Annotated in this window: 21 protein-coding genes; 4 read left to right on the forward strand and 17 right to left on the reverse strand. The window is 72.9% G+C overall.

Annotated elements, in window-relative coordinates:
• Positions 1–239: 239 nt before the first annotated feature.
• The gene (locus tag ACU6P3_RS06455) at positions 240–674 is read left to right on the forward strand and encodes a cell division protein SepF (RefSeq protein WP_447196293.1); all 435 of its coding nucleotides are present in this window, start codon (positions 240–242) and stop codon (positions 672–674) included.
• 77 nt (positions 675–751) lie between these two features.
• Here the strand turns inward: ACU6P3_RS06455 and ACU6P3_RS06460 are convergent, their stop codons facing one another.
• A complete protein-coding gene (locus tag ACU6P3_RS06460; protein WP_447196294.1) occupies positions 752–1,945 on the reverse strand; it encodes an acyl-CoA dehydrogenase family protein in 1,194 nt (397 codons plus the stop codon).
• 214 nt (positions 1,946–2,159) lie between these two features.
• A complete protein-coding gene (locus ACU6P3_RS06465) occupies positions 2,160–3,977 on the reverse strand; it encodes an MFS transporter (RefSeq protein ID WP_447196295.1) in 1,818 nt (605 codons plus the stop codon).
• 425 nt (positions 3,978–4,402) lie between these two features.
• Here ACU6P3_RS06465 and ACU6P3_RS06470 point away from each other — a divergent pair, with 425 nt between their 5' ends.
• Complete coding sequence (locus tag ACU6P3_RS06470; protein WP_447196296.1) at positions 4,403–5,542, forward strand: phosphatase PAP2 family protein; 1,140 nt, start codon at positions 4,403–4,405, stop codon at positions 5,540–5,542.
• A 196-nt stretch (positions 5,543–5,738) separates the two neighbouring features.
• Here the strand turns inward: ACU6P3_RS06470 and ACU6P3_RS06475 are convergent, their stop codons facing one another.
• Positions 5,739–5,954: an I78 family peptidase inhibitor gene (locus ACU6P3_RS06475; RefSeq protein ID WP_447196297.1), complete on the reverse strand. Its 216-nt coding sequence runs from the start codon at positions 5,952–5,954 to the stop codon at positions 5,739–5,741.
• Between the two features lie 444 nt (positions 5,955–6,398).
• Positions 6,399–7,685 (reverse strand): glycosyltransferase family 4 protein, encoded by a 1,287-nt coding sequence (locus ACU6P3_RS06480; RefSeq protein WP_447196298.1) that lies wholly within the window; start codon positions 7,683–7,685, stop codon positions 6,399–6,401.
• Positions 7,686–8,040: 355 nt separating this feature from the next.
• On the opposite strand from ACU6P3_RS06480, the gene ACU6P3_RS06485 reads away from it, so the two are divergent.
• Both ACU6P3_RS06485 and ACU6P3_RS06490 read left to right on the forward strand, forming a co-directional pair.
• Positions 8,041–8,826: a DUF8842 C-terminal domain-containing protein gene (locus tag ACU6P3_RS06485; protein WP_447196299.1), complete on the forward strand. Its 786-nt coding sequence runs from the start codon at positions 8,041–8,043 to the stop codon at positions 8,824–8,826.
• 232 nt (positions 8,827–9,058) lie between these two features.
• On the forward strand, positions 9,059–9,406 hold the full coding sequence (locus tag ACU6P3_RS06490; protein ID WP_030752692.1) for a hypothetical protein: 348 nt from the start codon (positions 9,059–9,061) through the stop codon (positions 9,404–9,406).
• 142 nt (positions 9,407–9,548) lie between these two features.
• Here the strand turns inward: ACU6P3_RS06490 and der are convergent, their stop codons facing one another.
• The 13 genes from der to ald form a co-directional block, all read right to left on the reverse strand.
• Positions 9,549–11,009 carry a ribosome biogenesis GTPase Der gene (gene der / locus ACU6P3_RS06495; protein WP_030752688.1) on the reverse strand — a complete coding sequence of 487 codons (1,461 nt, stop codon included), beginning with the start codon at positions 11,007–11,009 and terminating at the stop codon, positions 9,549–9,551.
• Positions 11,010–11,102: 93 nt separating this feature from the next.
• A complete protein-coding gene (locus ACU6P3_RS06500) occupies positions 11,103–11,777 on the reverse strand; it encodes a lysophospholipid acyltransferase family protein (RefSeq protein ID WP_447196300.1) in 675 nt (224 codons plus the stop codon).
• Positions 11,774–12,487, reverse strand: a complete 714-nt coding sequence (cmk, locus tag ACU6P3_RS06505; RefSeq protein ID WP_051765733.1) for a (d)CMP kinase — start codon at positions 12,485–12,487, stop codon at positions 11,774–11,776. Before cmk ends, ACU6P3_RS06500 begins: the two co-directional genes overlap by 4 nt.
• A gap of 241 nt (positions 12,488–12,728) precedes the next feature.
• On the reverse strand, positions 12,729–13,814 hold the full coding sequence (locus tag ACU6P3_RS06510; RefSeq protein ID WP_447196301.1) for a prephenate dehydrogenase: 1,086 nt from the start codon (positions 13,812–13,814) through the stop codon (positions 12,729–12,731).
• Positions 13,811–14,173 carry a chorismate mutase gene (gene aroH, locus ACU6P3_RS06515; protein WP_030752674.1) on the reverse strand — a complete coding sequence of 121 codons (363 nt, stop codon included), beginning with the start codon at positions 14,171–14,173 and terminating at the stop codon, positions 13,811–13,813. Before aroH ends, ACU6P3_RS06510 begins: the two co-directional genes overlap by 4 nt.
• Before the next feature lie 299 nt (positions 14,174–14,472).
• Positions 14,473–15,495, reverse strand: coding sequence for an ADP-ribosylglycohydrolase family protein (locus tag ACU6P3_RS06520; RefSeq protein WP_447196302.1), 1,023 nt, complete (start codon positions 15,493–15,495; stop codon positions 14,473–14,475).
• On the reverse strand, positions 15,492–16,352 hold the full coding sequence (locus tag ACU6P3_RS06525; protein WP_447196303.1) for an NUDIX hydrolase: 861 nt from the start codon (positions 16,350–16,352) through the stop codon (positions 15,492–15,494). The genes ACU6P3_RS06520 and ACU6P3_RS06525 overlap by 4 nt, the downstream gene beginning before the upstream one ends.
• Positions 16,353–16,503: 151 nt before the next feature.
• A complete protein-coding gene (locus ACU6P3_RS06530; protein WP_447196304.1) occupies positions 16,504–17,784 on the reverse strand; it encodes a pseudouridine synthase in 1,281 nt (426 codons plus the stop codon).
• Complete coding sequence (gene scpB, locus ACU6P3_RS06535) at positions 17,784–18,416, reverse strand: SMC-Scp complex subunit ScpB (RefSeq protein WP_447197790.1); 633 nt, start codon at positions 18,414–18,416, stop codon at positions 17,784–17,786. Before scpB ends, ACU6P3_RS06530 begins: the two co-directional genes overlap by 1 nt.
• Positions 18,417–18,442: 26 nt before the next feature.
• Entirely contained in the window at positions 18,443–19,831 is a 1,389-nt protein-coding gene (locus ACU6P3_RS06540; RefSeq protein WP_447196305.1) for a segregation and condensation protein A, read from the reverse strand.
• A gap of 48 nt (positions 19,832–19,879) precedes the next feature.
• Positions 19,880–20,524 (reverse strand): hypothetical protein, encoded by a 645-nt coding sequence (locus tag ACU6P3_RS06545; RefSeq protein WP_447196306.1) that lies wholly within the window; start codon positions 20,522–20,524, stop codon positions 19,880–19,882.
• On the reverse strand, positions 20,509–21,633 hold the full coding sequence (locus tag ACU6P3_RS06550; RefSeq protein WP_030752657.1) for a ParA family protein: 1,125 nt from the start codon (positions 21,631–21,633) through the stop codon (positions 20,509–20,511). Before ACU6P3_RS06550 ends, ACU6P3_RS06545 begins: the two co-directional genes overlap by 16 nt.
• Positions 21,634–22,034: 401 nt before the next feature.
• Positions 22,035–23,150, reverse strand: coding sequence for an alanine dehydrogenase (ald, locus tag ACU6P3_RS06555; RefSeq protein WP_447196307.1), 1,116 nt, complete (start codon positions 23,148–23,150; stop codon positions 22,035–22,037).
• Between the last annotated feature and the right edge of the window lie 175 nt (positions 23,151–23,325).

A 23,325-nucleotide genomic window follows, 5' to 3' on the forward strand; every position in this document is an offset into this window, starting at 1 on the left:
TCGTAACGATCGTGTCATTCACCCGTACGTGGACGTCCATCACCCTCGCGGCCGGAACGTCATATTTTGTACTGTGTCAGGCGCACCAAGGTGGAAGAACCTTGACGAACCACCACATCATCTGCACCAGTACCGTCACGAATCGCCTGCGCGCCGACTATCTACTTGGCGCGTAATCCGCATCATGGACGACGATGGGGATAGGGAACGACATGTGACCGCGGTGAAAGGAGGCGTCCATGGGATCGGTGCGCAAGGCGAGTGCCTGGCTGGGCCTCGTCGAGGACAACGACGAGCGTTACTACGACGACGAGTACGCCGAGGAAGCGGAGGGCGGCGACGCCTGGAAGACCGACCCCCGGGTGCGGGTCGCCGCCGAGCCCGGCCGGGGGGCCGGCCGCAGAATCGCCACGGTCACCCCGGACAGTTTCCGGGACGCCCGGACGATCGGCGAGCTCTTCCGCTCCGGTGTCCCGGTCATCATGAACCTCACCGCCATGGATCCCTCCGACGCCAAGCGTGTGGTGGACTTCGCCGCCGGTCTCATCTTCGGCCTGCGCGGCTCGATCGACCGGGTCGCCACCCGGGTCTTCCTGCTGACCCCCGCCGACACCGAGATCGTCACCGGTGACCACGCGGGCCGGGCCGAGGACGGCTTCTTCAACCAGAGCTGAGCAAGGCCGCTCACCGGTTCGCCGCCGGGCCACCGGGGCGCCGCACACGGCGGCCACCGGGGCGCCGCACACGGCGGTCACCGGAAGGCGTCGAGGCCGGTGAGCGCCTTGCCCAGTACGAGCTGGTGCATTTCGACGGTGCCCTCGTAGGTGAGCACCGACTCCAGGTTCGTGGCGTGGCGCATCACGGGGTACTCCAGCGAGATGCCGTTGGCCCCGAGGACGGTCCTGGCCGTCCGGCAGATCTCGATCGCCTCCCGCACGTTGTTGAGCTTGCCGAAGCTGACCTGCTCGGCCAGGAGCCGGCCGGCGTCCATCCGCCGCCCCAGGTGGAGCGCGAGCAGGATGCCCTTGTGCAGTTCCAGCGCCATGTCCGCGAGTTTGGCCTGGGTGAGCTGGAACCCCCCGATCGGCCGGCCGAACTGCTCCCGGGTCCCCGCGTACCGCAGCGCCGTCTCGAAGCAGGTGCGCGCGGCGCCCATCGCGCCCCAGACGATCCCGTAGCGCGCGTGGCTCAGACAGCTCAGCGGTCCCCGCAGCCCCCTGGCCTCCGGCAGGACGGCGTCGGCCGGCAACCGTACGTCGTCGAGGACCAGTTCGCTGGTGACCGAGGCGCGCAGGGACCACTTGTGGGTGATCTCCGGAGCAGAGAAGCCCGGCGTCCCGGCCGGTACGAGAAACCCCCGGACGCCCTCGTCCGTCCGGGCCCAGACCACGGCGACGCCCGCCACCGAGCCATTGGTGATCCACATCTTGCGGCCGGTGAGCAGCCAGTCGGAGCCGTCCCGTCGCGCGTGGGCGCGCATCCCGGCCGGGTCGGAACCGTGGTCGGGCTCGGTGAGGCCGAAGCAGCCGATGATCTCGCCCGCGGCCATGGCGGGCAGCCACCGCCGCTTCTGCTCCTCGGAGCCGTAGCGGTGGATCGCGTACATGGCGAGAGAACCCTGTACGGAGACGAGGGAGCGGATACCTGAGTCGGCGGCCTCCAGCTCCAGGCACGCGAGCCCGTAACTCACGGCGCTCGCCCCGGCGCAGCCGTAGCCCTCCAGGGACATGCCCAGCGCGCCGAGCGCGCCGAGTTCCCGGGCCAGCTCGCGCACGCCGGGCAGCTCGCCCCGCTCGTACCACTCGGCGATGTGGGGCAGCACCCGGTCGGCGGCCCAGGCGCGCACGGTGTCCCGCACGGCCAGGTCCTCCGGGTCGAGACAGTCGTCGATGCCGAGCGGATCACGGGGGTCGAAGGGCGGCGTGGCGGCGGACGGTGCGGGCATGGCGGCCTCCGGCGGCCCTGACCGGTCGGTGCTCCCGCCGGTACAGGCCCGTGACGAGCGACGGTGGTGACGGACCGGCGCCGAGGTTACGGGGCGGTCCGTCACCCGTCCAGACCCGGCCGCTCCCGGAGCGTGTCCGGCGGCCCCGGGGACACCGCGGCTCCCGGCGTCCCTGCCCGCCTCGTCGGGACGGGAGGGACCCGGTGCGGGCCGGTCAGCGGGTTCCGGCCTCGGTCGCGGCGCGGGCGGCGGACGGCTCCACGGGCTCCCGGGCCTGGCGCGGAGTCCGCGCCGGGGCGGGCCGGGGGGTGTGCCGGGCGGCGCCGCGCTGCTCCGGCGGGCGCGTCTCCCGCGGGTCCCGCGCGCCCGGCAGGTGCCGGACCTCGCGCGCGCCGTCATCGTCCCGGCCGTTCCCGCCGCCCTGGGCGTCCTGGCCCTTCCCCACGGCGTCCCCGCGGTCGGCGCCGTCGGCTCGGTCCGCCGCGCCCGGCGTGGCCGGGCACTCCGTGACCTTCGGCAGCCGCAGCGCCCACACCGCGCCGAGCAGCAGCAGCCCCGCGCTGACGAGCAGCGTCACATGCAGACCGTGCACGAAGGAGTGGCGCGCGGCGGTCCGCAGGGCGGCCCCGGCGGGCCCGTCCAGCCGGGCCGCCACCGCGTACGCCTCGCCGAGCGAGGAGGCCGCCGCCGTCCCCGCGGACCCCGGCACGCCCTTGACGGAGGCGAGCGCGGGGGCGTAGGTCGCGTTCATCACGCTGCCGAGCAGGGCGATGCCCATGCCCGCGCCGAGCTGGTACGAGGTCTCGCCGACGGCCGCCGCGCCGCCCGCCTGCTCCGCCGGGGCCTCGCTCAGCATCGACTCGTACGCACCGAAGAGCGTGGTCTGGAGCCCCCAGCCGAGCAGCACGAATCCGACGGTCAGCAGCGCGGGCCGGTCGTGCTGGCCCATTTGGACCAGCAGCAGGACGGCGGCGGCGGTCAGCACGAAGCCCCAGGCCACCATGCGGCGCGGGCCCAGCCGGGCCAGCATGACCGAGCCGGTGACGCCCGCGGCCATGGCGGCGAAGGTGAGCGGCAGCAGCCGCAGCCCGGTCTGCAGCGGGCTGAGTCCCAGCACCAGCTGGAGGTACTGGACGGCTATCAGCTCCAGTCCGACCAGGGCCAGCATGGCGAGCACGATGCAGCCGACGGAGGTGGAGAACGTGCGCCTGGCGAACATCCGCAGGTCGATCAGCGGATGCTCGCGGTGCCGCTGCCGACGGACGAAGAGGACCAGCAGGGCGACACCGGCGCACAGCGGCACCAGCGTGAGCGGGCTGAGCGGCCCCTCTCCGGCCCCGACGCGCTTGACCCCGCAGACGAGCCCGAGCACGCCCGCCGCGGCCATCAGGGCCCCGAGCACGTCCCAGGGCCCGTCGGTGCCGCCCTTCGACTCGGGCAGCACCAGCCGGCCGACCGGCAGCAGCACCGCCAGCAGCGGAATGTTGATCAGGAAGACGGAGCCCCACCAGAAGTGCTCCACGAGGAAGCCGCCGAGCACCGGTCCGACCGCCGCGCCGACGGCGGCCACGGCGGTCCAGATACCGATGGCCAGGGCCCGCTCACGCCGGTCGGGGAAGACGGCGCGCAGGACGGACAGCGTCGCGGGCATGATCATCGCGCCGCCGACGCCCAGCAGCGCGCGGGCCCCGATCAGCACCTCGGGGGTGTGCGCCAGGGTCGCCGCGGCCGACGCGGCGGCGAAGATCGCGTATCCGAGGAGCAGCACCCGCCGTCTGCCGACGCGGTCGCCGAGGGTGCCGAAGAGGATCAGCAGCGAGGCGCAGACGAGCGGATAGGCGTCCACGATCCACAGCAGTTCCACGCCGCTGGGGCCGAGGTCGGCGGTGACGGCGGGGACGGCGACGTGCAGCACGGTCGCGTCCAGCGCGACGAGCAGGAGACTCACGCACAGGACGAACAGGACCACCCAGCGGTTGGCACCGGGCCGGACGGCACCCGGGCGTGCTCCGGTCGTGCTGGTCCCGGACATCTGCGTACCTCCCAGTGCGTCACTCGCGCTCGGCGGACCGGCGGGGACACCGGTCCCTCGGAGCGGCCCGGCGCCGATGGGCGAGTGAGCCGACAGCGTACGCGAGTCGTCGCGTGTGTCGCATGGTGCATCTCTCACCCCTGTGACCAGGGAGTGTGTCGTACGCCACTCCACCGGGCACGGGCCGGGCGCCCCGGGCGTGCGCGAGCGGACGGGAAATTCCGCGCGACGCCCTGGTGAACTAATTCTTTTCCGCACAAAGACGCTTCCTGAAGCGCTGCGCAGACGAATAGGGTCGAAGGTCACTTCGATTTCGGGAACTGTCCCGGAAAAAGAGTGACCTGAGACATAGTCCACATCACATCGTCATCACAAAGAGACCTGACCGACCAGTTCCCTCACTCACTCGCTGTAACGTCCATTGCGTGCGTACCGACATCTTTGCCCGTCTGGACCGGGAGCCGGAACCGCCGAAGATAGAGATCCCGCGGATGAGCCGCACACGGGCCGCTCTGTTCGGCGGCACGCTCGCGTTCTATCTCGCCATCGTCGTGGCCGTGCTCGTCTCGTCCTGGCTGGTGACCCTCGACTGGAAGATCATGCTGTTCCGGCCTTACCAGCAGTGGCCGACGCTCCACCCGTACCTCGACTACTTCGTCGTGCTCGGGCAGCGCGGTCCCACCGCGGTGATGATCGCGGCCTGGCTGGGCTGGCGCTCGTGGCGCCAGCACACGCTGCGGCCGCTGCTGACCCTCGGGACCGCCCTGCTGTTGCTGAACGTGACCGTCGGGGCGGTGAAGCTCGGGCTCGGGCGGCTCGGCCCGCATTACGCGACGCGGATCGGCTCGCCCGAGCTGTTCGCGGGCGGCGATATATTTCCTTCCGGTCATACCGCGAACGCCGTGGTGACCTGGGGGATCCTGGCCTATCTGGCCACCACGCCCCGGGCCAGGCGCTATCTGTCGATCCTGTCGTCGCTCGTGGCGCTGGGGGTCGGCGCGACGACCGTCTACCTGGGTACGCACTGGCTGAGCGACGTGCTGCTCGGCTGGGCCGCCGGCCTGCTGATCCTGCTGGGCCTGCCCTGGTTCGAGCCGCTGATCGGCTGGGCGGAGCTGACGCTCTTCGCGCTGCGCGAGCGGTGGCGCGCCCGCCGGGGCGCGCGGCCGGCCCCGGCCGTGCCGCCGACCGCGGTGGTGGCCACGGCACCGGCCACCGCCGACGGACCGGAGCAGGAACCCGCGCAGGAGCCCGTGCCGCAGGCGGCTCCGGCGCACAGCGCCGCGGCGCCGGGCTCCGTACCGGCCGACGATCCGTCCCGCGAGGCCGTCGGCGCGGGTCACAGCGGTCTGACGGCGGCGAATCCGGCGGCGGGGGCGGGCACCGCGCCCGGCACGACGGCGAACGCCGCCAACGCGGCGAGCGCGGCTCCCAAAGCGGTGGCCAACCGCGGTACCGGCCGGTTCACGCCGGCACGGCCGCACGCGCTGCGCTCCGAGCGGACCCCGATGACCGCGGCGGGCAGCCGGCGCCCCCCGCGCGGCCGGCCCGTGGCAGGCGGCTGAGGGCCCCACCGAGGGCGTCTGCCGGGCGGCCCGGGGACAACCACATACGCACGGCCAGGGCCCCGGCGGCGCCGGGGCCCTGGTGCGTTCGGTGAGTGGCGGGCGGCGAGCGGCGCGACACCGTTCGGCCGGACCGGCCGACGCGTCGTACAGCCGTGTCGTACAGACCTGTTCCGGCCGCTTCGTGACGGCTCGTTCAACCGAGCCAGCAGCGGACGACCCTGCCCCCGTCCACCTCGAAGTTCAGCCGGCCCACCACGAACTCCATGGTGATGATCGTGCCCGGCGCCAGTGCCCGGACCGTGGTCCAGCCCCGCTCCCGGGCGCGGCGCTCGGCGCGCTCGGCGTCGAGACCGACATAGGAATCGGGGTCGTCGGCGGGCTGTGCGGGCGGGGTCGGTATCGGTGCCATACCACTCACCGTAGGCGCCCGGATCCGGAGAAGGAAGCGGAACGGATACCGGGAACGGCGTTCACCGCCGCCCACCGTCACACTTCTGTCACAGGGTCAGGGCCGCCGCCGGACGTCGGCGAGTTCACTCATTCGGCCCTCCCCCACCCCTCAACGGAGTAATTCCACGATTTTAAAGACCGCATGAATTCAGCCGGTCCGAATTTCTCCGTCACAAGGTGGGCGACCGGCCTCCCGCGGCCTTCGCGGCATTTGAACGACCGGACGCCATTTCACGTTTTCCCCGCACGATCCGTCGACGGTTGACACGGGGTTCCGGCAGGGGAGGAGGTGTTCCGGCCGATGCCGGTGTCCGGATCCGAGTCCGGGCCGACTGCCGTGCGGGGCCGATCCGGGGCCGGGGCCGGGGCCGGGGCCGGGGCCGGACGGACCGGTCCCCGTCCGTCAGCCCTTGTATCTCCTCCGGACGGTGTCGGCCGCCCGGTCGCGGACGGCGTAGTAGCCGCCCAACGCCACGCTGCCGCCGCGGTTCAGCGCGTCGCGCAGCGTGCGGCCGGAGCCGGAGCCGCGGGCCCCGGCGAGCAGTTCGGTGAAGAGCTTCTCGTGCCGCGCCGTGATGCGCGAGGGATCGAACCGGGACGAGGCGTCCAGGGCGGCCCGGCCCATGCGCCGCCGGCCCTCGTCGTCCTGTATCAGGTCGATCAGCGCCGCCGCGATCGCGTCCACGTCGCCGTTCGGCACCAGCCGCCCGTCCACTCCGTCCGCGATGATCTCGGCGGGCCCGTGCGGGCAGTCCGTGGCCACGACGGGCAGGCCGCAGCGCATCGCCTCGACGATGGTCATGCCGAAGGGCTCCCGGCTGGAGGTGACGGCCGCGATCGATCCCTTCACCCACTCCGGCTCCATGGGACTCGTGGGCCCCATCAGGAACACGGAGTCGGACAGGCCGAGCTCGGTCACGAGCGCGTTCAGGTTCGCCTTCTCGTTGCCCGTCGCCTCGCCCCCGCCGTAGATCCGCAGCCGCCAGTCCGGGCGTACGGCCGCCACCTGTGCGAACGCCCGTATCAGCAGGTCGAACCGTTTGACACGGGTGAGCCGGCCGGCCGCGACGACGTACTTGCCGGTGGAGTCCGAGGGGGCGACGGCGGGCGCGGGCACGGCGTTGTGCACGGCCTCTATGCGTACGCCGGGCAGCCGCAGCCGGCCGCGGTAGGAACGCGCGTCGGTCTCGGTGACGGTGGTGACGGCGTCCAGCAGCCGGTAGCGGTGCGCCAGTTCGCGGCGCAGCCGGGCACTGTGGCCCTCCAGGGTGAGGTGCTCCTGCCCGACCCTCACCAGGTGGCGCGGGGCCTGCAGGGCGATGTGCACGTTGAGGCCGGGGCGGGTGCCGACCACCACGTCCGCCTCCAGCGAGCGCAGGTGGTCGCCGATCCTGGCGTCGGTGAGGCGGCTGTACTGGCGGTGCCGGCCGTCCCCGCGCGGGAAGACCCGGGCCGGGCGGGCGTGCTCCGGGTGGTCGCCCTCGTAGCCGGGGGTGTTGCGGCGCAGGTCGACCAGGTGGCGTATGCGAACCCCCGCGGGAGCGCCCAGGGCCGGCGCGTCGCGGTGGCGGAAGACCGAGACGATCTCCACGTCATGGTCTGCGGCGGCCAGGGTCCCGGCGGTGGTGAACGTCGTACGGATCGTGCCCCCGATGCCGTAGGCGTTGTGCAGCAGAAACGATATGCGCATGTCTTGCCGGGTCCTCCTGGTTCTCACGGCTCCGTCCGCCGTGGACGAGTGCGGCCTGCCGCGTCGGCCGACCCGTTAGACGCGGACCGGCGCCGGGGGTTGCCCGCCCGGAGTGGATCTTTGCGATCCCGTGCCATGACGGGAACCCGGACGAGACCGGAACGAGACGTGAACGGCGCGGGAACGAACCGCTCCCCGCCGGGGCCCACCCGATGCGGCGGATGGTTCGATTTCCGTACCCCTTTGTGCGTGACCCGGGCCATGACTCGCCCGTTGTGCCTTTACGAGCCGGGAACAGCCCGGTTTACGAGCCGGGAACGGCCCGGCCCACACACCGAGTTCGAGGAGCCACCCCGTGCCGCGCATGCTCGACGTCAGCGAGGACGTACGCGCCGAGATCGGCGACGAAGAAGCCGACCGGCTGCTCGCCGGGGAGAACTCCCCGGGAAGCTACGACTGCACCTCCTGCCGGACGCCCGGCGACTGCGAGCAGGAGCGGACCAGCACCGTCCTGTTCGTGGGCGACGAGACGGCCGTGCTCGCCTTCGCCCATGCCACCTGCATCCCCTCCCAGGTCGTCCAGGTCGCCGAGGAGCAGCTCCAGGGCGCGGTCCGCAGCATCACCGGTGGCGAGCAGCGGACGCCGGAAGTGCCCGACGCCGCCCCCGGCCAGGCGGTCCTGGGCGTCACCAGCGGCCTGGTGCTGATCGAGGACGAGCTGCACCCCGCGCTGGTCGTCGAGCCGACCGCGCCGATCGCCCGGCCCGGCTCGGGCGGGACCACCGACGAGTTCCTCCAGCTGCTGATCGAGCAGGGCTTCCGACCGGTCGCCGATCTGAACCGGACACCGTCACCGCTGCCCGGCTGGTCGGTCCTGCTCGCCATGGGCCAGCTGCACGCCGTGCTCCAGCCCGGCACCGGCGGCGGCAGTCCGGTCGCCTGGTGGCAGGCGCACCAGCCGCTCCAGGTCACCGAGGGCTGGCGGACCGCCGCCAACAAGTCACACACGGTCCTGGTCTTCGCCGCGCCCGTCGGCTCCATCGGCCAGCAGCCCAGGGAGGACCTGCTGCGTGACGCACTGGAGAAGGCCGCGGTCAACGGCCGGCTGGTCGCCGCGGCCATGCCGCTGGCGGGTACGTGACATGACGAGGGCCGCCCGCACCGTCGGCCGTGCGGCGGCGCCCGGCACGACTCCCACGGCCGCGCCCCTCGGGAGCCGTACGGGCGCGCACATCCCCGTCCGCGGCGGCGCCACCGACGCCGTCCCGCCCGGCCGGGGCCCGGCCGGCGGGACGCCGGCGGCCGCTGCTCCAACCGGGTCCCATTCCGCTGCCCTCCCGCATCCGGCGGGCGGTGGATTCGTTGGCACGTACGTGCACTCATACGACCCCACGCGCCAGCCGTACCAGAGCCACATCCCCGCCATGCGCCCCGCCCAGGACATGCGGAGCGGCTTCTCGGAGACGCCGATCTACGACGCGCTGTACTCCGAATGGCGGCGGTCCTTCCGGGCGCTCCCCGGCGACCGGAGCAACGAGGAGAACCTCGGCTTCACGGCGTTCGGCACCGGTCTGCACGCCGCGCACAGCGGGTACGGCGGGTACGGGAACCACGGCGACCACGGGCACACCGCGTACCTGGGCTCCTGGCAGCGGGACACCCGCCAGCCCACCGGGCGTCACCTGCCGGCACTGCCGCCGGGGCCGCGCCGCGGCATCTGACGCACGGGAACGGCGCTGAGAGGCCGCGCGGACAGGTGGACGCCACCCGCCTGTCCGCGCGGCACCGGAAAGCCGTGGGGCCCGGCAGGGACGTGTGAAAGCGTCCCTGCCGGGCCCCACGGCTTTCCGGTGTCATCCGGTGTCACTTCTTGCGGCCACGCTTCTCCCGCACCCGTACGGAGATGTGGATCGGCGTGCCCTCGAAGCCGAACTCCTCGCGCAGCCGCCGCTCCACGAAGCGCCGGTACCCGTGCTCGATGAAGCCCGAGGCGAAGAGCACGAAGCGCGGCGGCTTCGTCCCCGCCTGCGTACCGAACAGGATCCGGGGCTGCTTGCCGCCCCGGATCGGGTGCGGGTGGGCTGCGACGAGTTCGCCGAGGAAGGCGTTCAGCCGGCCCGTCGGGACCCGGGTCTCCCAGCCCGCCAGGGCGGTCTCGATCGCCGGCACCAGCTTCTCCATGTGGCGGCCGGTGCGGGCCGAGACATTGACCCGGGGCGCCCAGGCGATCTGTCCGAGCTCCGTCTCGATCTCGCGCTCCAGGTAGTAGCGGCGCTCCTCGTCCAGCGTGTCCCACTTGTTGTACGCGATGACCAGCGCGCGGCCCGCCTCCACGGCCATCGTGATGATCCGCTGGTCCTGGACGCTGATGGACTCGCTGGTGTCGATCAGTACGACGGCGACCTCCGCCTTCTCGACGGCGGCGGCGGTGCGCAACGACGCGTAGTAGTCGGCGCCGGCCTGGAGGTGGACCCGGCGGCGGATGCCGGCGGTGTCCACGAACTTCCACACCTTGCCGCCGAGTTCGATCAGTTCGTCGACCGGGTCGCGCGTGGTGCCCGCCAGTGCGTCGACGACCACCCGGTCCTCGCCTGCGACCTTGTTGAGCAGCGAGGACTTGCCGACGTTGGGCCGCCCGATGAGCGCGACGCGGCGCGGGCCGCCGACGGTGTTGCCGAAGGTCTGCGCGGGCGCGTCGGGCAGGGCCTCCAGCACCGCGTCCAGCATGTCGCCCGTGCCCCGGCCGTGCAGCGCGGAGACCGGGTGCGGCTCGCCGAGCCCCAGCGACCAGAGCATCGCGGCGTCCGCCTCGCCGCTCTGTCCGTCGACCTTGTTGGCGCACAGCACGACGGGCTTGCCGGCCCGGCGCAGCAGTTTGACCACGGCCTCGTCGGTGTCGGTCGCGCCGACCGTGGCATCCACGACGAAGACGACCGCGTCGGCGGCCTCGATCGCGTACTCGGCCTGTGCGGCGACGGAGGCGTCGATGCCCAGGACGTCCTGCTCCCAGCCGCCGGTGTCGACCACCTTGAAGCGGCGGCCGGCCCACTCGGCCTCGTAGGTGACGCGGTCCCGGGTGACGCCCGGCTTGTCCTCGACGACCGCTTCGCGGCGCCCGATGATCCGGTTTACGAGCGTCGACTTGCCGACGTTGGGGCGGCCGACGACGGCGAGGACGGGCAGCGGGCCGTGGCCGGCCTCGCCGATGGCGCCCTCGACCTCCTCGGCCTCGAAACCCTCCTGCGCGGCAAGCTCCATGAACTCCGCGAACTCGGCGTCGCCAAGCTCTCCGTGCTCGTCGCCGGAGTCGATCTGGTCGTTCATGAAGTCCGTACCTCGTTCATCGTGATCGGTGCCCCGCCGTACGCGGGAGCACTACTCGGTCGTGCTGGTGGAACCTGCCGCATGCACCATGCCTCAGCGCCCGGTGAAGCGCCTGGCGTTTTCCAGGTGGGCGGTCAGCCGCTGCTGGATCCGTTCGGTGGCCTCGTCCAGCGCCTTGCGGGTGCGCCGGCCGCCGGGGGCCCCGGCCTGGAACGGGTCGCCGAAGACCACGTCCACGCGGCTGCGCAGCGCGGGCAGTGCCTTGACCAACCGTCCGGGCCGGTCCGTGCTTCCCAGGACGGCGACCGGCACGATCGGCGCGCCCGAGCGTACGGCGAAGTACGCGAGGCCGGCGCGCAGCGAGGCGAAGTCCCCCTCGCCCCGGGTGCCCTCGGGGAAGATCCCCAGTACCCCGCCGCCGCGGAGCACCGCGAGGGCGTCGGTGATCGCGGTGCGGTCGGTGACCTCGCGGTCGACCTTCAGCTGCCCGATGCCCCGCAGGAACGGGTCGAGCGGGCCGACGAAGGCTTCCTTCTTGATCAGGAAGTGCACCGGCCTGGGCGCGGTGCCCATCAGCATCGGGCCGTCCAGGTTGTGCGCGTGGTTGACGGCGAGGATGACGGGGCCGGCCGAGGGGACCCGCCAGGAGCCGAGGACACGCGGCTTCCACAGACCGTACATCAGCCCGATGCCGATGCCGCGCCCGACGGCCGCGCCCCTCGAGGAGGGCCCGCCGCCCGTCACCGGCGCCGTCGTGGCCGTGCTCACTTGGCGGCCCGCTTCTCCTCGACCAGGGTGACGACGCACTCGACGACCTGCTGGAGCGTGAGGTCGGTGGTGTCCACCTCGACCGCGTCGGCGGCCTTGGCGAGCGGCGAGGTCTTGCGGCCGGCGTCGGCCGCGTCCCGCTTGATCAGCGCCTCGCGGGTGGTGGCGACGTCGGCCGCCTCCTTGCCCTTCAGCTCGCCGCTGCGGCGGGCGGCGCGCGCCTCGGGCGAGGCGGTGAGGAAGATCTTGAGGTCGGCGTCCGGCAGTACGGTCGTCCCGATGTCGCGGCCCTCGACCACGATGCCGCCCGCCGCGGCGGCGGCGATGGAGCGCTGGAGCTCCGTGATCACGGTCCGTACCTCGGGCACGGCGCTCACCGCGCTGACGTGGGAGGTGACCTCCCGGGTACGGATCGGCCCCGAGGCGTCCGCGCCGTCCACGGTGATGGTGGGGGCGGCCGGGTCGGTCCCGGAGACCAGGACGGGCTTGTCGGCGGCGGTCGCGATGGCCGCGGGGTCCCCGACGTCGACGCCGTTGCTGATCATCCACCAGGTCATCGCGCGGTACTGGGCACCGGTGTCCAGATAGCTCAGCCCGAGCTGGGCGGCCACGGCCTTCGAGGTGCTCGACTTGCCCGTGCCCGAGGGCCCGTCGATGGCGACGATCACGGCGGCCGGGGCGGTCCGGGCGGGGGTTGCTCCTGTTTCCACGGGGGGCGAGCACCTTCCTGGTTCACGGGGTGGCGGAGTGGGGACGTCGATGTGCCCCCGGCACAAGGTTACCGAGTGCACGCCCCGGCCCACGCACCCGTTCGGGGCGCCCGGGTCGCGGGAGCCCAGGGACGTCGGGCGCGGGCCCGGGGACGCGCCTCCGGTGCGGGACGGGCCTGTGCCCCGCCCCGCACCGGAGGTGTTTCGTATGCCCGGGAACCGTGCCGGGGCGGGCGGTCCGCTACTGGCGGATCGACCAGCCCCGCTCCCGCAGCGCCGCCGCCAGCACCGGTGCCGCCGCCGGGTCCACCATCACCTGGACCAGGCCCGCCTGCTGTCCCGTCGCGTGCTCGATGCGGACGTCCTCGACGTTGACGCCCGCGCGCCCCGCGTCGGCGAAGATCCGGGCCAGCTCGCCCGGCTGGTCGCTGACCAGGACCGCGACGACCTCGTACGCCGCCGGGGCGGCCCCGTGCTTGCCCGGTATCCGCGACCGGCCCGCGTTGCCGCGCCGCAGGACGTCCGCCACACCGGCGGTGCCCCCGTCCCGCTTGGCCGCGTCGGCGGACTGGAGCGCGCGCAGGGACTCCACCGTCGCCTCGAGGTCGGCGGCGACACCGGCCAGCACGTCGGCGACCGGGCCCGCGTTCGCGGACAGGATCTCGACCCACATCGCGGGCTCGGAGGCCGCGATCCGGGTGACGTCCCGGATGCCCTGGCCGCACAGCCGGACCGCGGTGTCGTCCGCCCCCTCCAGCCGCGCGGCCACCATCGAGGACAGCAGCTGCGGAGTGTGCGAGACGAGCGCGACCGCGCGGTCATGGGCGTCGGCGTCCATCACGACCGGGACGGCGCGGCAGAGCGCCACCAGCTCCAGGGCGAGGTTGAGCACCTCCGTGTCGGTGTCGGACGTCGGTGTCAGCACCCAGGGGCGGCCCTCGAAGAGGTCCGCGGTCGCCGCCAGCGGCCCCGAGCGTTCCTTGCCCGCCATCGGGTGCGTGCCGATGTACGAGGAGAGGTCGAGGCCCAGCGCGGCCAGCTCCCGCTGGGGACCGCCCTTGACACTGGCGACGTCCAGGTAGCCGTGGGCGGCACCGGCGCGCATGGCCTCGGCGAGCGTGCCCGCGACATGCGTGGGCGGTACGGCGATCAGCGCGAGGTCCACGGGGCCCTCGGGCGCCTCGTCGGTGCCCGCGCCCAGCGCGGCGGCCGTACGGGCCCGGGTGGTGTCGTGGTCACGGAGGTGGACGGTGACCCCGCGGCCGGCGAGCGCCAGCGCCGCCGAGGTGCCGATCAGGCCGGTGCCGATGACGAGGGCCGTTCTCATTGGGCGATGTCCCTCCGCAGCGCTGCCGCGGCGCCGAGGTAGACGTGTGCGATGTCGGCCTTGGGAAGGCCGGACTCGACATGGGCGAGGACGCGCACGACCCGGGGCATGGCGCCCGCGATGTCCAGTTCCTGCGCGCAGATCAGGGGAACGTCGACGATCCCGAGGCCGCGCGCGGCGGCGGCCGGGAAGTCGGAGTGCAGATCGGGCGTGGCCGTGAACCAGATGCTGATCAGGTCGTCGGACGTGAGCCGGTTGCGTTCCAGGATCGCCGTGAGCAGCGCTCTGACCTGTTCGTCCATATGCTCGGGCGCGTCCCGCTCCAGCTGGACGGCTCCACGGACCGCTCGTACCGCCACCGCGTCCTCCTCGATGATCTCGAATCCTCGATTCAGCGTAAGGGGTGACGACGGCGGCCCTCGCCCGGTAAGACGGCTGTTCGGGAGGCATACGGGGCATGCGCGGGCCCCCCGCCGTCCGTCGCGCGGGCCCCGGGAGGGGAAGCCGTACAGGGCGAGCCGTACAGAGGTCCCCGGGGACGGTGGCGAACGGCAGGGGGCCGGTTCTCGGTGGGGTCGTACGCGGGTCGGTGGTGGCGCGGGGCCCGTGGTGGCGTGGGTCCGACGGGGAACGACGGGGGACGGGCGGAGGACATGGATCAGGAGTCCCAGAGGGCTCCCAGCGACATCAGGTCACTGCGGTACTCGATGCGGTCCGTCCACTCCTTGGGCCAGGCCCCCGCCCCCAGGTGCGCGCCCGCGAAGGCGCCCGCCAGGCAGGCGATGGAGTCCGAGTCGCCGCGGGTGCAGGCGGCCCTGCGCACGGCCATGACGGGGTCCTCAGGAAAGAGCAGGAAGCTGAGCAGTCCCGTGGCCAGGGCCTCCTCGGCGATCCAGCCGTCCCCGGTGGCCAGGCACGGGTCGTCCTCCGGGGAGGCGGTCCGGGTGGCGTGCTGGAGGCGTTCGAGGATCTCCAGGCACTCGTCCCAGCCCCGTGCGATGAACGCCTCCGGCGTCGGGTCGTGGGAGAACGTCCACAGGTCGCCGAGCCAGCGGTGGTGGTAGCGGTCCCGGTTCTCGTACGCGTAACTGCGCAGGTGGCCCGCGAGGCCCATCGGCTCGCCGCCCCGCGCCAGCAGGTAGACGGCCCGCGCCGTGAGATCGGAGGCGGCGAGCGCCGTCGGGTGGCCGTGGGTGAGCGCGGCCTGCAACTGGGCGGCGCCCGCGCGCTGTTCGTCGCTCAGGCCGGGGACGAGCCCGATCGGTGCCACGCGCATGTTGGCGCCGCAGCCCTTGGAGCCGATCTGGCTGGCCCGCTGCCACGGCCGCTCGCTGTCGAGGAGCATGCACGCGGTCATGCAGGTACGGCCCGGGGCGCGGTTGTTGTCCGGCGAGTGGTACCAGGCGACGAACTCCTCGCGGAGCGGCCCCTCCAGGTGCTGCGGGCCGAGCACACCCCGGTCCATCGCGGTCCTGATGGCCCGGGCGAAGGCGAGCGTCATCTGGGTGTCGTCCGTGACGAAGGCGGGCTTCGGCAGCGACATCCGCCGCCAGGGCCCGCACTTGGTGAGGATCGACGGTACGTCGTCGAACTCGGTGGGGAAGCCGAGGGCGTCGCCGAGGGCGAGCCCGAGCAGCGTCCCGGTGGCGGCCTGTTTCGTGAGAGTCCTCGCGAGGATCATGCGGTCCGTCCTTCCGGTCGCAGAAGTGGTGGATGCAGCGTGGTGGCCCGGCCCGCGCGGTACAGCGCGGCGGGCTTGCCCCGGCCGCCCGTCCGGCGCGGGGCCTTCTCCACCGCCTGGACGAATCCGGGCGTGGTGAGGACCTTGCGCCGGAAGTTGGGACGGTCCAGCTCCACGCCCCAGACGGTCTCGTACACCTGCCGCAGCTCGCCGAGGGTGAACTCGGGCGGGCAGAAGGCCGTGGCGAGACAGGTGTACTCCAGCTTGGCGCCGACGCGGTCGTAGGCGTCGGCGAGGATCAGTTCGTGGTCGAAGGCGAGCGGGCCGCGCGCGTCGTAGGGCGTCCACCGGGCGCGGGCCGCGTCCCCGCCGCCGCGCGGCTCGGGCAGGTCGGGCACCAGCGCGGCGTACGCGACCGACACGACCCTCATCCTGGGGTCGCGGTCCGGGTCGCTGTAGGTGCGCACCTGCTCCAGGTGGAGCGCGCCCGCGGTCTCCTCCGACAGGCCGGTCTCCTCGGCGAGTTCGCGGCGGGCCGCCCGTTCCGCGGACTCCCGGGGCAGGACGAACCCGCCGGGCAGCGCCCAGCTCCCCAGGTACGGCTCCGCCCCGCGTTCGACCAGCAGAACGTGCAGCAGGCCCTCGCGCACGGTGAACACGGCGAGGTCGACGGTGACCGCGAACGGCTCGAAGGCGCCGGGGTCGTAGCCCTCGGGGACGCGCGGTCCGCGGCCGGGCGCCGGGGCGGAACCGGAGTCCCCGGAAGGCGCGGGGCGGCACGGCGGCAGCGGGCCGGGACGGCCGGCCGGGTCACCGGCGGCCGGCGCGGGGCCGATGTGGAACTCAGCGCGACGCACACCCAACTCCTTAATAGTCACTCTGACTATAAAAGTGAAAAGCGCCTGCCGACAAGAGCGAAGCCCGCGTCCGTGCGGACGCGGGCTCTTTCTTCCCCACCACCGGTCAGCGTGCGCACCAACGGCAACAGCGGTGCACACGACGGGTGTTCTACAGACCCACTTCCTTCATCAGCATCCCGACCTCGGTGTTGGTCAGGCGGCGCAGCCAGCCCGACTTCTGGTCGCCCAGCGGGATCGGCCCGAAGGAGGTCCTGACGAGCCTGTCCACCGGGAAGCCCGCCTCCGCGAGCATCCGGCGGACGATGTGCTTGCGGCCCTCGTGGAGGGTCACCTCGACCAGGTAGTTCTTGCCGGTGTTCTCCACCACACGGAAGTGGTCGGCCTTCGCGTAGCCGTCGTCCAGCTGGATGCCGTCCTTCAGCCGCTTGCCCAGGTCGCGCGGCAGCGGGCCCTGGATGGCGGCGAGGTAGGTCTTCTTGACGCCGTAGCGGGGGTGGGTGAGGCGGTGTGCCAGCTCGCCGTGGTTGGTCAGCAGGATGATGCCCTCGGTCTCCGTGTCGAGCCGGCCCACGTGGAAGAGCCGGGTCTCGCGGTTGTTGACGTAGTCGCCGAGGTTCTGCCGGCCGTCCGGGTCCTCCATGGTGGAGACGACACCGGCCGGCTTGTTGAGCGCGAAGAAGAGGTACGACTGGGTGGCGACGGTCAGCCCGTCAACCTTGATCTCGTCCTTCGCCGGGTCGACGCGCATGCCCTGTTCGCGCACGATCGCGCCGTTGACCTCGACCCGGGCCTGTTCGATCAGCTCCTCGCAGGCGCGGCGGGAGCCCATGCCCGCGCGGGCGAGGACCTTCTGCAGCCGCTCGCCCTCCTGCTCGGCACCGGGGAAGGTCTTGGGCGTGCTGACCCGCGGCCGCTCCGCGTAGCGGTCCCGGTTGCGCTGCTCGATCCTGGCGTCCAGCTCGCGGGGGCGGGCGGCGGCGCCACGGCGCGGCCCGCCGGTGTCCCGCGGGGCACGGGGGCCGCCCTTGGCGCCGCCACGGGCCGCGTCGCCGCGGGCGCCGGAACCCTTGCGGGCACCGTCGGACGAAGCGCCGGAGCGGCCCGCGCCACTGCCCGCGCCCGTACGGCCGGAGCCGGATCCCGGCCGGCCCGAACCGGCGCCCGGACGGCCGGAGCCACCGGGCCCGCCCGTGCCGCCCACGTCGTACCGGCGCTCCTCCGGGCGGGGGCGGGAGGGCCGCTTCTGCTGGTCGTCGCGCCCGTTGCCCGCGCCCCGGTAGTCGCGGCTGCTCGCGCCGGAGCGGCCCGCGCCGCCCCGGCCCGCACCGCCCCGGCCCGCACCGCCGCGGCCGGCGCCGCCCCGGTCGCCGCCGCTGCCGCTCCCGCCGCTCCGGTTGCCGCTTCCGCTGTTCCTGCCGCTGCTTCGCATCACATGTCCGTCGTCTTGTCGTCTGCGTCGATGTCCGGTGCGTCCGGATCGAACGACGGAACACCCTCCAGGGTCTCGGACTCGATCGCGTCCGCCTCGGGGAGGAAGGGCGCGAGCTCCGGGAGCTCGTCCAGACCGCGCAGGCCCATCCGCTCCAGAAAGTAGTTCGTCGTCCCGTACAGGATCGCACCTGTTTCGGGTTCCGCGCCCGCCTCCTCGATCAGCCCGCGCTGGAGGAGGGTGCGCATGACGCCGTCACAGTTCACGCCGCGTACGGCGGAGACCCGGGACCGGCTCACCGGCTGCCGGTACGCGACGACCGCGAGCGTCTCCAGGGCGGCCTGGGTGAGCCGGGCCTGCTGTCCGTCGAGGACGAAGCCCTCGACGGCGGCAGCGTATTCGGGTCGGGTGGAGAACCGCCAGCCGCCCGCGACCAGCCGCAGTTCGAAGCCGCGGCGCTGCACGGTGTACTCGTCGGCCAGTTCCCGCAGCGCGTCCGCGACGGCGCGCCGGGGGCGGTCGAGGACCTTGGCGAGGTGCTCCTCGGTGGCGGGCTCGTCGACGACCATGAGAACCGCTTCCAGGGCGGGTTTGAGAGCGAGTTCCGCCACCGGGCCGGCGTCCGGCTCCACACGCGCTTCGCTCCGCTGCTGCTCACTCACACCCGCACACCTTCTCCGTCTGCTCGTCCTCGCGGATCGCTCCCGCCCGCCGTGCCGGTGTGGCGGTTCTCACCGCGCCCGCCGGTCCTGCCGCCCTCATGCCCTTCGCCGTCCTCGCGGTCCTCGCGGTCCTCGCGGTCCTCCTGACCGGGTTGATCGAGTTGATCCAGTTGATCGAATTCGTCCGTGACGGCCGGTTCCGCGCCGTCGTCCCCGCCCGTCCAGCGGATCACGAGCGCTCCGAGCGCCTCGTCCTGGTCGAGCACGACGGCACGCTCGCGGTAGAGCTCCAGCAGCGCGAGGAAGCGCGCCACGACGGTGAGGGTGTCGGCGGCGTCCTCGGTGAGTTCCTGGAAGCTGCTCTCCCCCCGCTCCCGCAGCCGGGCGACGACGATCCCCGCCTGCTCGCGCACGGAGACGAGCGGCGCGTGGATGTGGTCGACGTACACCTGCGGGGGCGGCTTGGGCCGCATCGCCTTCACCGCGAGCCGGGCGAAGCCCTCCGGCCCGATGCTGATGACGACCTCGGGGAGCAGTTCGGCGTGGTGGGGTTCGAGTCCGACGGTACGGGGGTGGCGCCTGGCCTCGGCGTCGAGGCGGTCCTGGAAGATCTCGGCGATCCGCTTGTACGCGCGGTACTGGAGCAGCCGGGCGAAGAGCAGGTCCCGCGCCTCCAGCAGGGCGAGGTCGGCCTCGTCCTCCACCTCGGCGGCGGGCAGCAGCCGGGCGGCCTTGAGATCCAGCAGGGTGGCGGCGACGACGAGGAACTCGGTGGTCTGGTCGAGGTCCCAGTCCGGTCCCATGCCCCGGATATGGGCCATGAACTCGTCGGTCACCTTGGAGAGCGCGACTTCGGTCACATCCAGTTTGTGCTTGGAGATCAGCTGGAGGAGGAGGTCGAAGGGCCCTTCGAAATTGACGAGCCGCACGGTGAACCGCCGCGGGTCGCCTTCGGCGGATCCGTCGACGGCCCGGGCGGCGTCGCCCTCGCCGCCGTCGCGGTCCGGGCCGCCGACGGGCCCGGCCTGCCCGGTGGCCGCGGTGTCGTCCCCGGCGCGGGTGATGCCGCCTTCGGCGCGGGCCGCGTCGTCCCTTGCGCGGACGGCGGTGTCCCCGGCCTCGCGGCCGCCGTCCGGGGCCGATCCGGGACCGACGGGGGCGGACGGACCGGCCTCGGGAGCCGTGCCGGGGCCGTCGGCCGGGGCGGGCGGGCCGGTCGCCCGGTCCCCGCGGTCGGGGTTCGCGGCGTCAACGGGCCGCGGCGCGCGCTCGGGGTCCGCGTCCCGGCCCGGGGATTCCGGGCCGGGGGCCGCCGGCCGTGCCAGGCCCGGGCCACGGCCCAGCGGGCGGCGGGGCCGGCGGAACGGAAGGGGAGGCGGAGGCATCGGGGTCCTGGGGGCGGGAGCTTCAGGGGCGGCCCGCGCAGGCTACCTTCAGCGCCCGCGCAGGCGCCGTACGAGGATGCTCGCGTCGCCGCGTGATTCCAGGTCGGCCAGGACCACGGCGACCGCTTCGCGGACGATCCGTCCCCGGTCGACGGCCAGCCCGTGCTCCCCGCGCAGCACCAGCCGGGCGTGCTCCAGGTCCATCAGTTCCTCGGCCGAGACATAGACCGTGATCTTCTCGTCGTGCCGCTCACGGCCGCTGGGCCGGCGGTTCGCGCCACGTCCCCGGCGGCGCTGCTGACCGCCCTGCGCCCCGGCGGCCGCCGCCGCGCCGCCCGCACCCGCGGAGGTCCCCGAGGCGTCCCGGGACGGCCTGCGGCCCCTCATCGCCGCCGCGGCCTGCTCCGGGCCCGCCGTACCCGCGGTGCCGCCCGCCGCGCCCGTGCCGCCGGCCGCACCCCGGTTCCGGGACGGCTCGCCGGGCTCCGGTTCGGCGGCCGGGCCGTGCTCCTCCTCGGCCGGCTCCGCCGCCTGGTCGGCACCCGCCTCGTCGCCCGCCCCCGTCGGCGCGGGCACCCGCGGCTCGCCGCCCGCGTTCCTGCGACGGTCCACGGGGGTGGACGACTGGAGCGCCGTCCCCCCGGTCGTACGGAAGAGCTCGTCGGCCCCGGGCAGACTCACTCGGCGTGACACCGGGCGAGCACCTCCCTGGCGAGCTGGCGATACGCGGCGGCGCCGACGGAGTTCGAGGCGTACGTCGTGATCGGCTCACCGGCGACCGTGGTCTCCGGGAAACGCACGGTGCGCCCGATCACCGTGTGGTAGACGTGGTCGTCAAACGCCTCGACGACGCGTGCGAGGACCTCTCGGCTGTGCACCGTACGGGAGTCGTACATCGTGGCGAGGATGCCGTCCAGCTCCAGCTCCGGGTTGAGCCTCTCCTGGACCTTCTCGATCGTCTCCGTCAGCAGCGCCACCCCGCGCAGCGCGAAGAACTCGCACTCCAGCGGCACGATCACCTTGTGCGCGGCCGTCAGCGCGTTCACGGTCAGCAGACCCAGCGACGGCTGACAGTCGATCACGATGTAGTCGTAGTCCTGGAGCAGCGGCTTGAGGGCGCGCTGGAGGGTGGACTCGCGCGCGACCTCGCTGACCAGCTGCACCTCGGCGGCCGAGAGGTCGATGTTGCTCGGCAGCAGGTCCATGTTGGGCACGGCGGTCTTCAGCAGCACCTCGTCCGCCGACATGCCCCGCTCCATGAGCAGGTTGTAGACGGTGAGGTCGAGCTCCATCGGGTTCACCCCGAGCCCGACCGACAGCGCGCCCTGCGGGTCGAAGTCGACGAGCAGCACGCGGCGGCCGTACTCGGCGAGCGCGGCGCCCAGGTTGATGGTCGACGTGGTCTTGCCCACGCCGCCCTTCTGGTTGCACATCGCGATGATCTTCGCGGGGCCGTGGTCGGTGAGCGGGCCCGGGATCGGGAAGTACGGCAGCGGACGCCCCGTGGGCCCGATCCGCTCACGGCGCTGGCGGGCGGCGTCGGGCGCGAGGGTGGCCGCGTATTCGGGGTCGGGTTCGTACTCGGCGTCGGGATCGTAGAAGTGCCCCTCGGGCACCTCGTCGTAGTCGGCGAATGGAGTGGACTCTCGGCCACCCTCGTTGCCGGCCCTGGCGTTCACGTGTTGGCCGTCCATCATCTGGTGGGCTGTCGTCATGTGCTGGTGGGTGGCGAAGGTGCGGACAGCTACGGAGCCGACAGCCTCCACGAGCCCGGTCGGCGGGCTCTGGACCGTCGTGGGCATTCCTGGTTGACCACCCCCGGGAGTAAATGTCGACTCATTCACAAGTCGCTTACCTCCTTGGACGGGACCAGGAAACTTATCGATAGGTCAGCGTGGCACCATGCCGACGATTGGCGACTCTATGGCGTGTCACCGGTCCGCAGCAACACAATCCGCCGGACCCGGCCCGATGTGTCGGTGACCGAACGCCTCCCTGTCAAGGGCGCACACGCCTCTCACCAAGGCATGGTCCACATGTCGCACGGGCGCGCGAAACGGTGGAAAGTGTTGCGCCCAAGGCCCCTTGGAAGGACCCGCGGAAGCCCCGCGGAACGATTCGGCGCCGCCCGGGCACACCGACGGCCGGCCCTCGCTCGGCAAGGTCCGGCCGCTGGCGTGAGATTGACGACAAGGATGACGAATCAGCCCAGAAGAGCACCCAATTCGACGTGCGCCAGGCCGTGCGCCTCGGCGACCTCGCGGTAAACCACCTGACCGTCATGGGTGTTGAGGCCCCGGGCCAGCGCCGGGTCGCGGCGCAGCGCCCCGATCCAGCCGTGGTTCGCGAGTTGCAGGACGTACGGCAGTGTGGCGTTGGTCAGCGCGTAGGTGGAGGTGTTCGGCACGGCACCGGGCATGTTGGCGACGCAGTAGAAGACGGAGTCGTGCACCCGGAAGGTCGGCTCCGCGTGGGTGGTGGGACGCGAGTCCTCGAAGCATCCGCCCTGGTCGATCGCGATGTCGACAAGTACACTCCCGGGCTTCATCCGGGCGACCAGTTCGTTGGTGACCAGCTTCGGCGCCTTCGCCCCGGGGATGAGGACGGCCCCGATGACGAGGTCGGCCTCGGTGACCGCCTTCTCCAGCTCGAAGGCGTTGGAGACGAGCGTCCGCACCTTCGTGCCGAAGATCCGGTCCGCCTCGCGCAGCTTGGCGATGTCCCGGTCGAGCAGCGTGACGTGGAAGCCCATGCCGACCGCGATCTGTGTGGCGTTCCAGCCCGAGACCCCGCCGCCGATGACGACGGCCCGGCCCGGCGCCGTACCGGGAACCCCGGCCGGCAGCACCCCCCGGCCGCCCGCCGAGCGCATCAGGTGGTACGCGCCGACCTGCGGCGCGAGCCTCCCCGCGACCTCGGACATCGGGGCGAGCAGCGGCAGCGCGCGGTTCGCGGTCTCGACCGTCTCGTAGGCGATGGCGGTGGTGCCCGAGTCCAGCAGCGCGTCGGTGCACGCGCGGGACGCGGCGAGGTGGAGGTAGGTGAAGAGCGTCTGGTCCTTGCGCAGCCGGTGGTACTCCTCGGCGACCGGCTCCTTGACCTTCAGCAGCAGGTCGGCCGCGGCCCAGACCGCGTCGGCGGTGGGCAGGACGCGCGCGCCGGCGGCGGCGAACTCGTCGTCCGGGATCGAGGAACCGGTCCCCGCGTCGCGCTCCACGACGACCCCGTGACCGTGGCGCACCAGCTCGTGCACACCGGCCGGGGTGATCGCCACCCGGTATTCGTTGTTCTTCACCTCGCGGGGGATGCCTACCAACACGGCGGATCACAGTCCTCGGCTCTGGGGATGTCTCGGGCGTTCCACACGAACCCAGGCGGGTGCGGGCGTACGGGAAGACACCGCACGAATGTACGGCGGAGCCAGTCTAATGAAGGATTTCCCGCTGTCTAGCCTTGTAAACCATCAATCACAATCGGAACCGCCACGGGTTTCA

The organism is Streptomyces hebeiensis (assembly GCF_052983195.1).

Excerpts from the sequence above, each read along its gene's own strand:
- ACU6P3_RS06550 (WP_030752657.1), bottom strand. The coding sequence starts at position 21,633 with ATGCCCACGACGGTCCAGAGCCCGCCGACCGGGCTCGTGGAGGCTGTC.
- ACU6P3_RS06455 (WP_447196293.1), top strand. The coding sequence starts at position 240 with ATGGGATCGGTGCGCAAGGCGAGTGCCTGGCTGGGCCTCGTCGAGGAC.
- ACU6P3_RS06475 (WP_447196297.1), bottom strand. The coding sequence starts at position 5,954 with ATGGCACCGATACCGACCCCGCCCGCACAGCCCGCCGACGACCCCGAT.
- ACU6P3_RS06520 (WP_447196302.1), bottom strand. The coding sequence starts at position 15,495 with ATGATCCTCGCGAGGACTCTCACGAAACAGGCCGCCACCGGGACGCTG.
- ACU6P3_RS06480 (WP_447196298.1), bottom strand. The coding sequence starts at position 7,685 with ATGCGCATATCGTTTCTGCTGCACAACGCCTACGGCATCGGGGGCACG.
- ACU6P3_RS06510 (WP_447196301.1), bottom strand. The coding sequence starts at position 13,814 with ATGAGAACGGCCCTCGTCATCGGCACCGGCCTGATCGGCACCTCGGCG.
- ACU6P3_RS06460 (WP_447196294.1), bottom strand. The coding sequence starts at position 1,945 with ATGCCCGCACCGTCCGCCGCCACGCCGCCCTTCGACCCCCGTGATCCG.
- der (WP_030752688.1), bottom strand. The coding sequence starts at position 11,009 with ATGAACGACCAGATCGACTCCGGCGACGAGCACGGAGAGCTTGGCGAC.
- ACU6P3_RS06530 (WP_447196304.1), bottom strand. The coding sequence starts at position 17,784 with ATGCGAAGCAGCGGCAGGAACAGCGGAAGCGGCAACCGGAGCGGCGGG.
- ACU6P3_RS06540 (WP_447196305.1), bottom strand. The coding sequence starts at position 19,831 with ATGCCTCCGCCTCCCCTTCCGTTCCGCCGGCCCCGCCGCCCGCTGGGC.
- ACU6P3_RS06465 (WP_447196295.1), bottom strand. The coding sequence starts at position 3,977 with ATGTCCGGGACCAGCACGACCGGAGCACGCCCGGGTGCCGTCCGGCCC.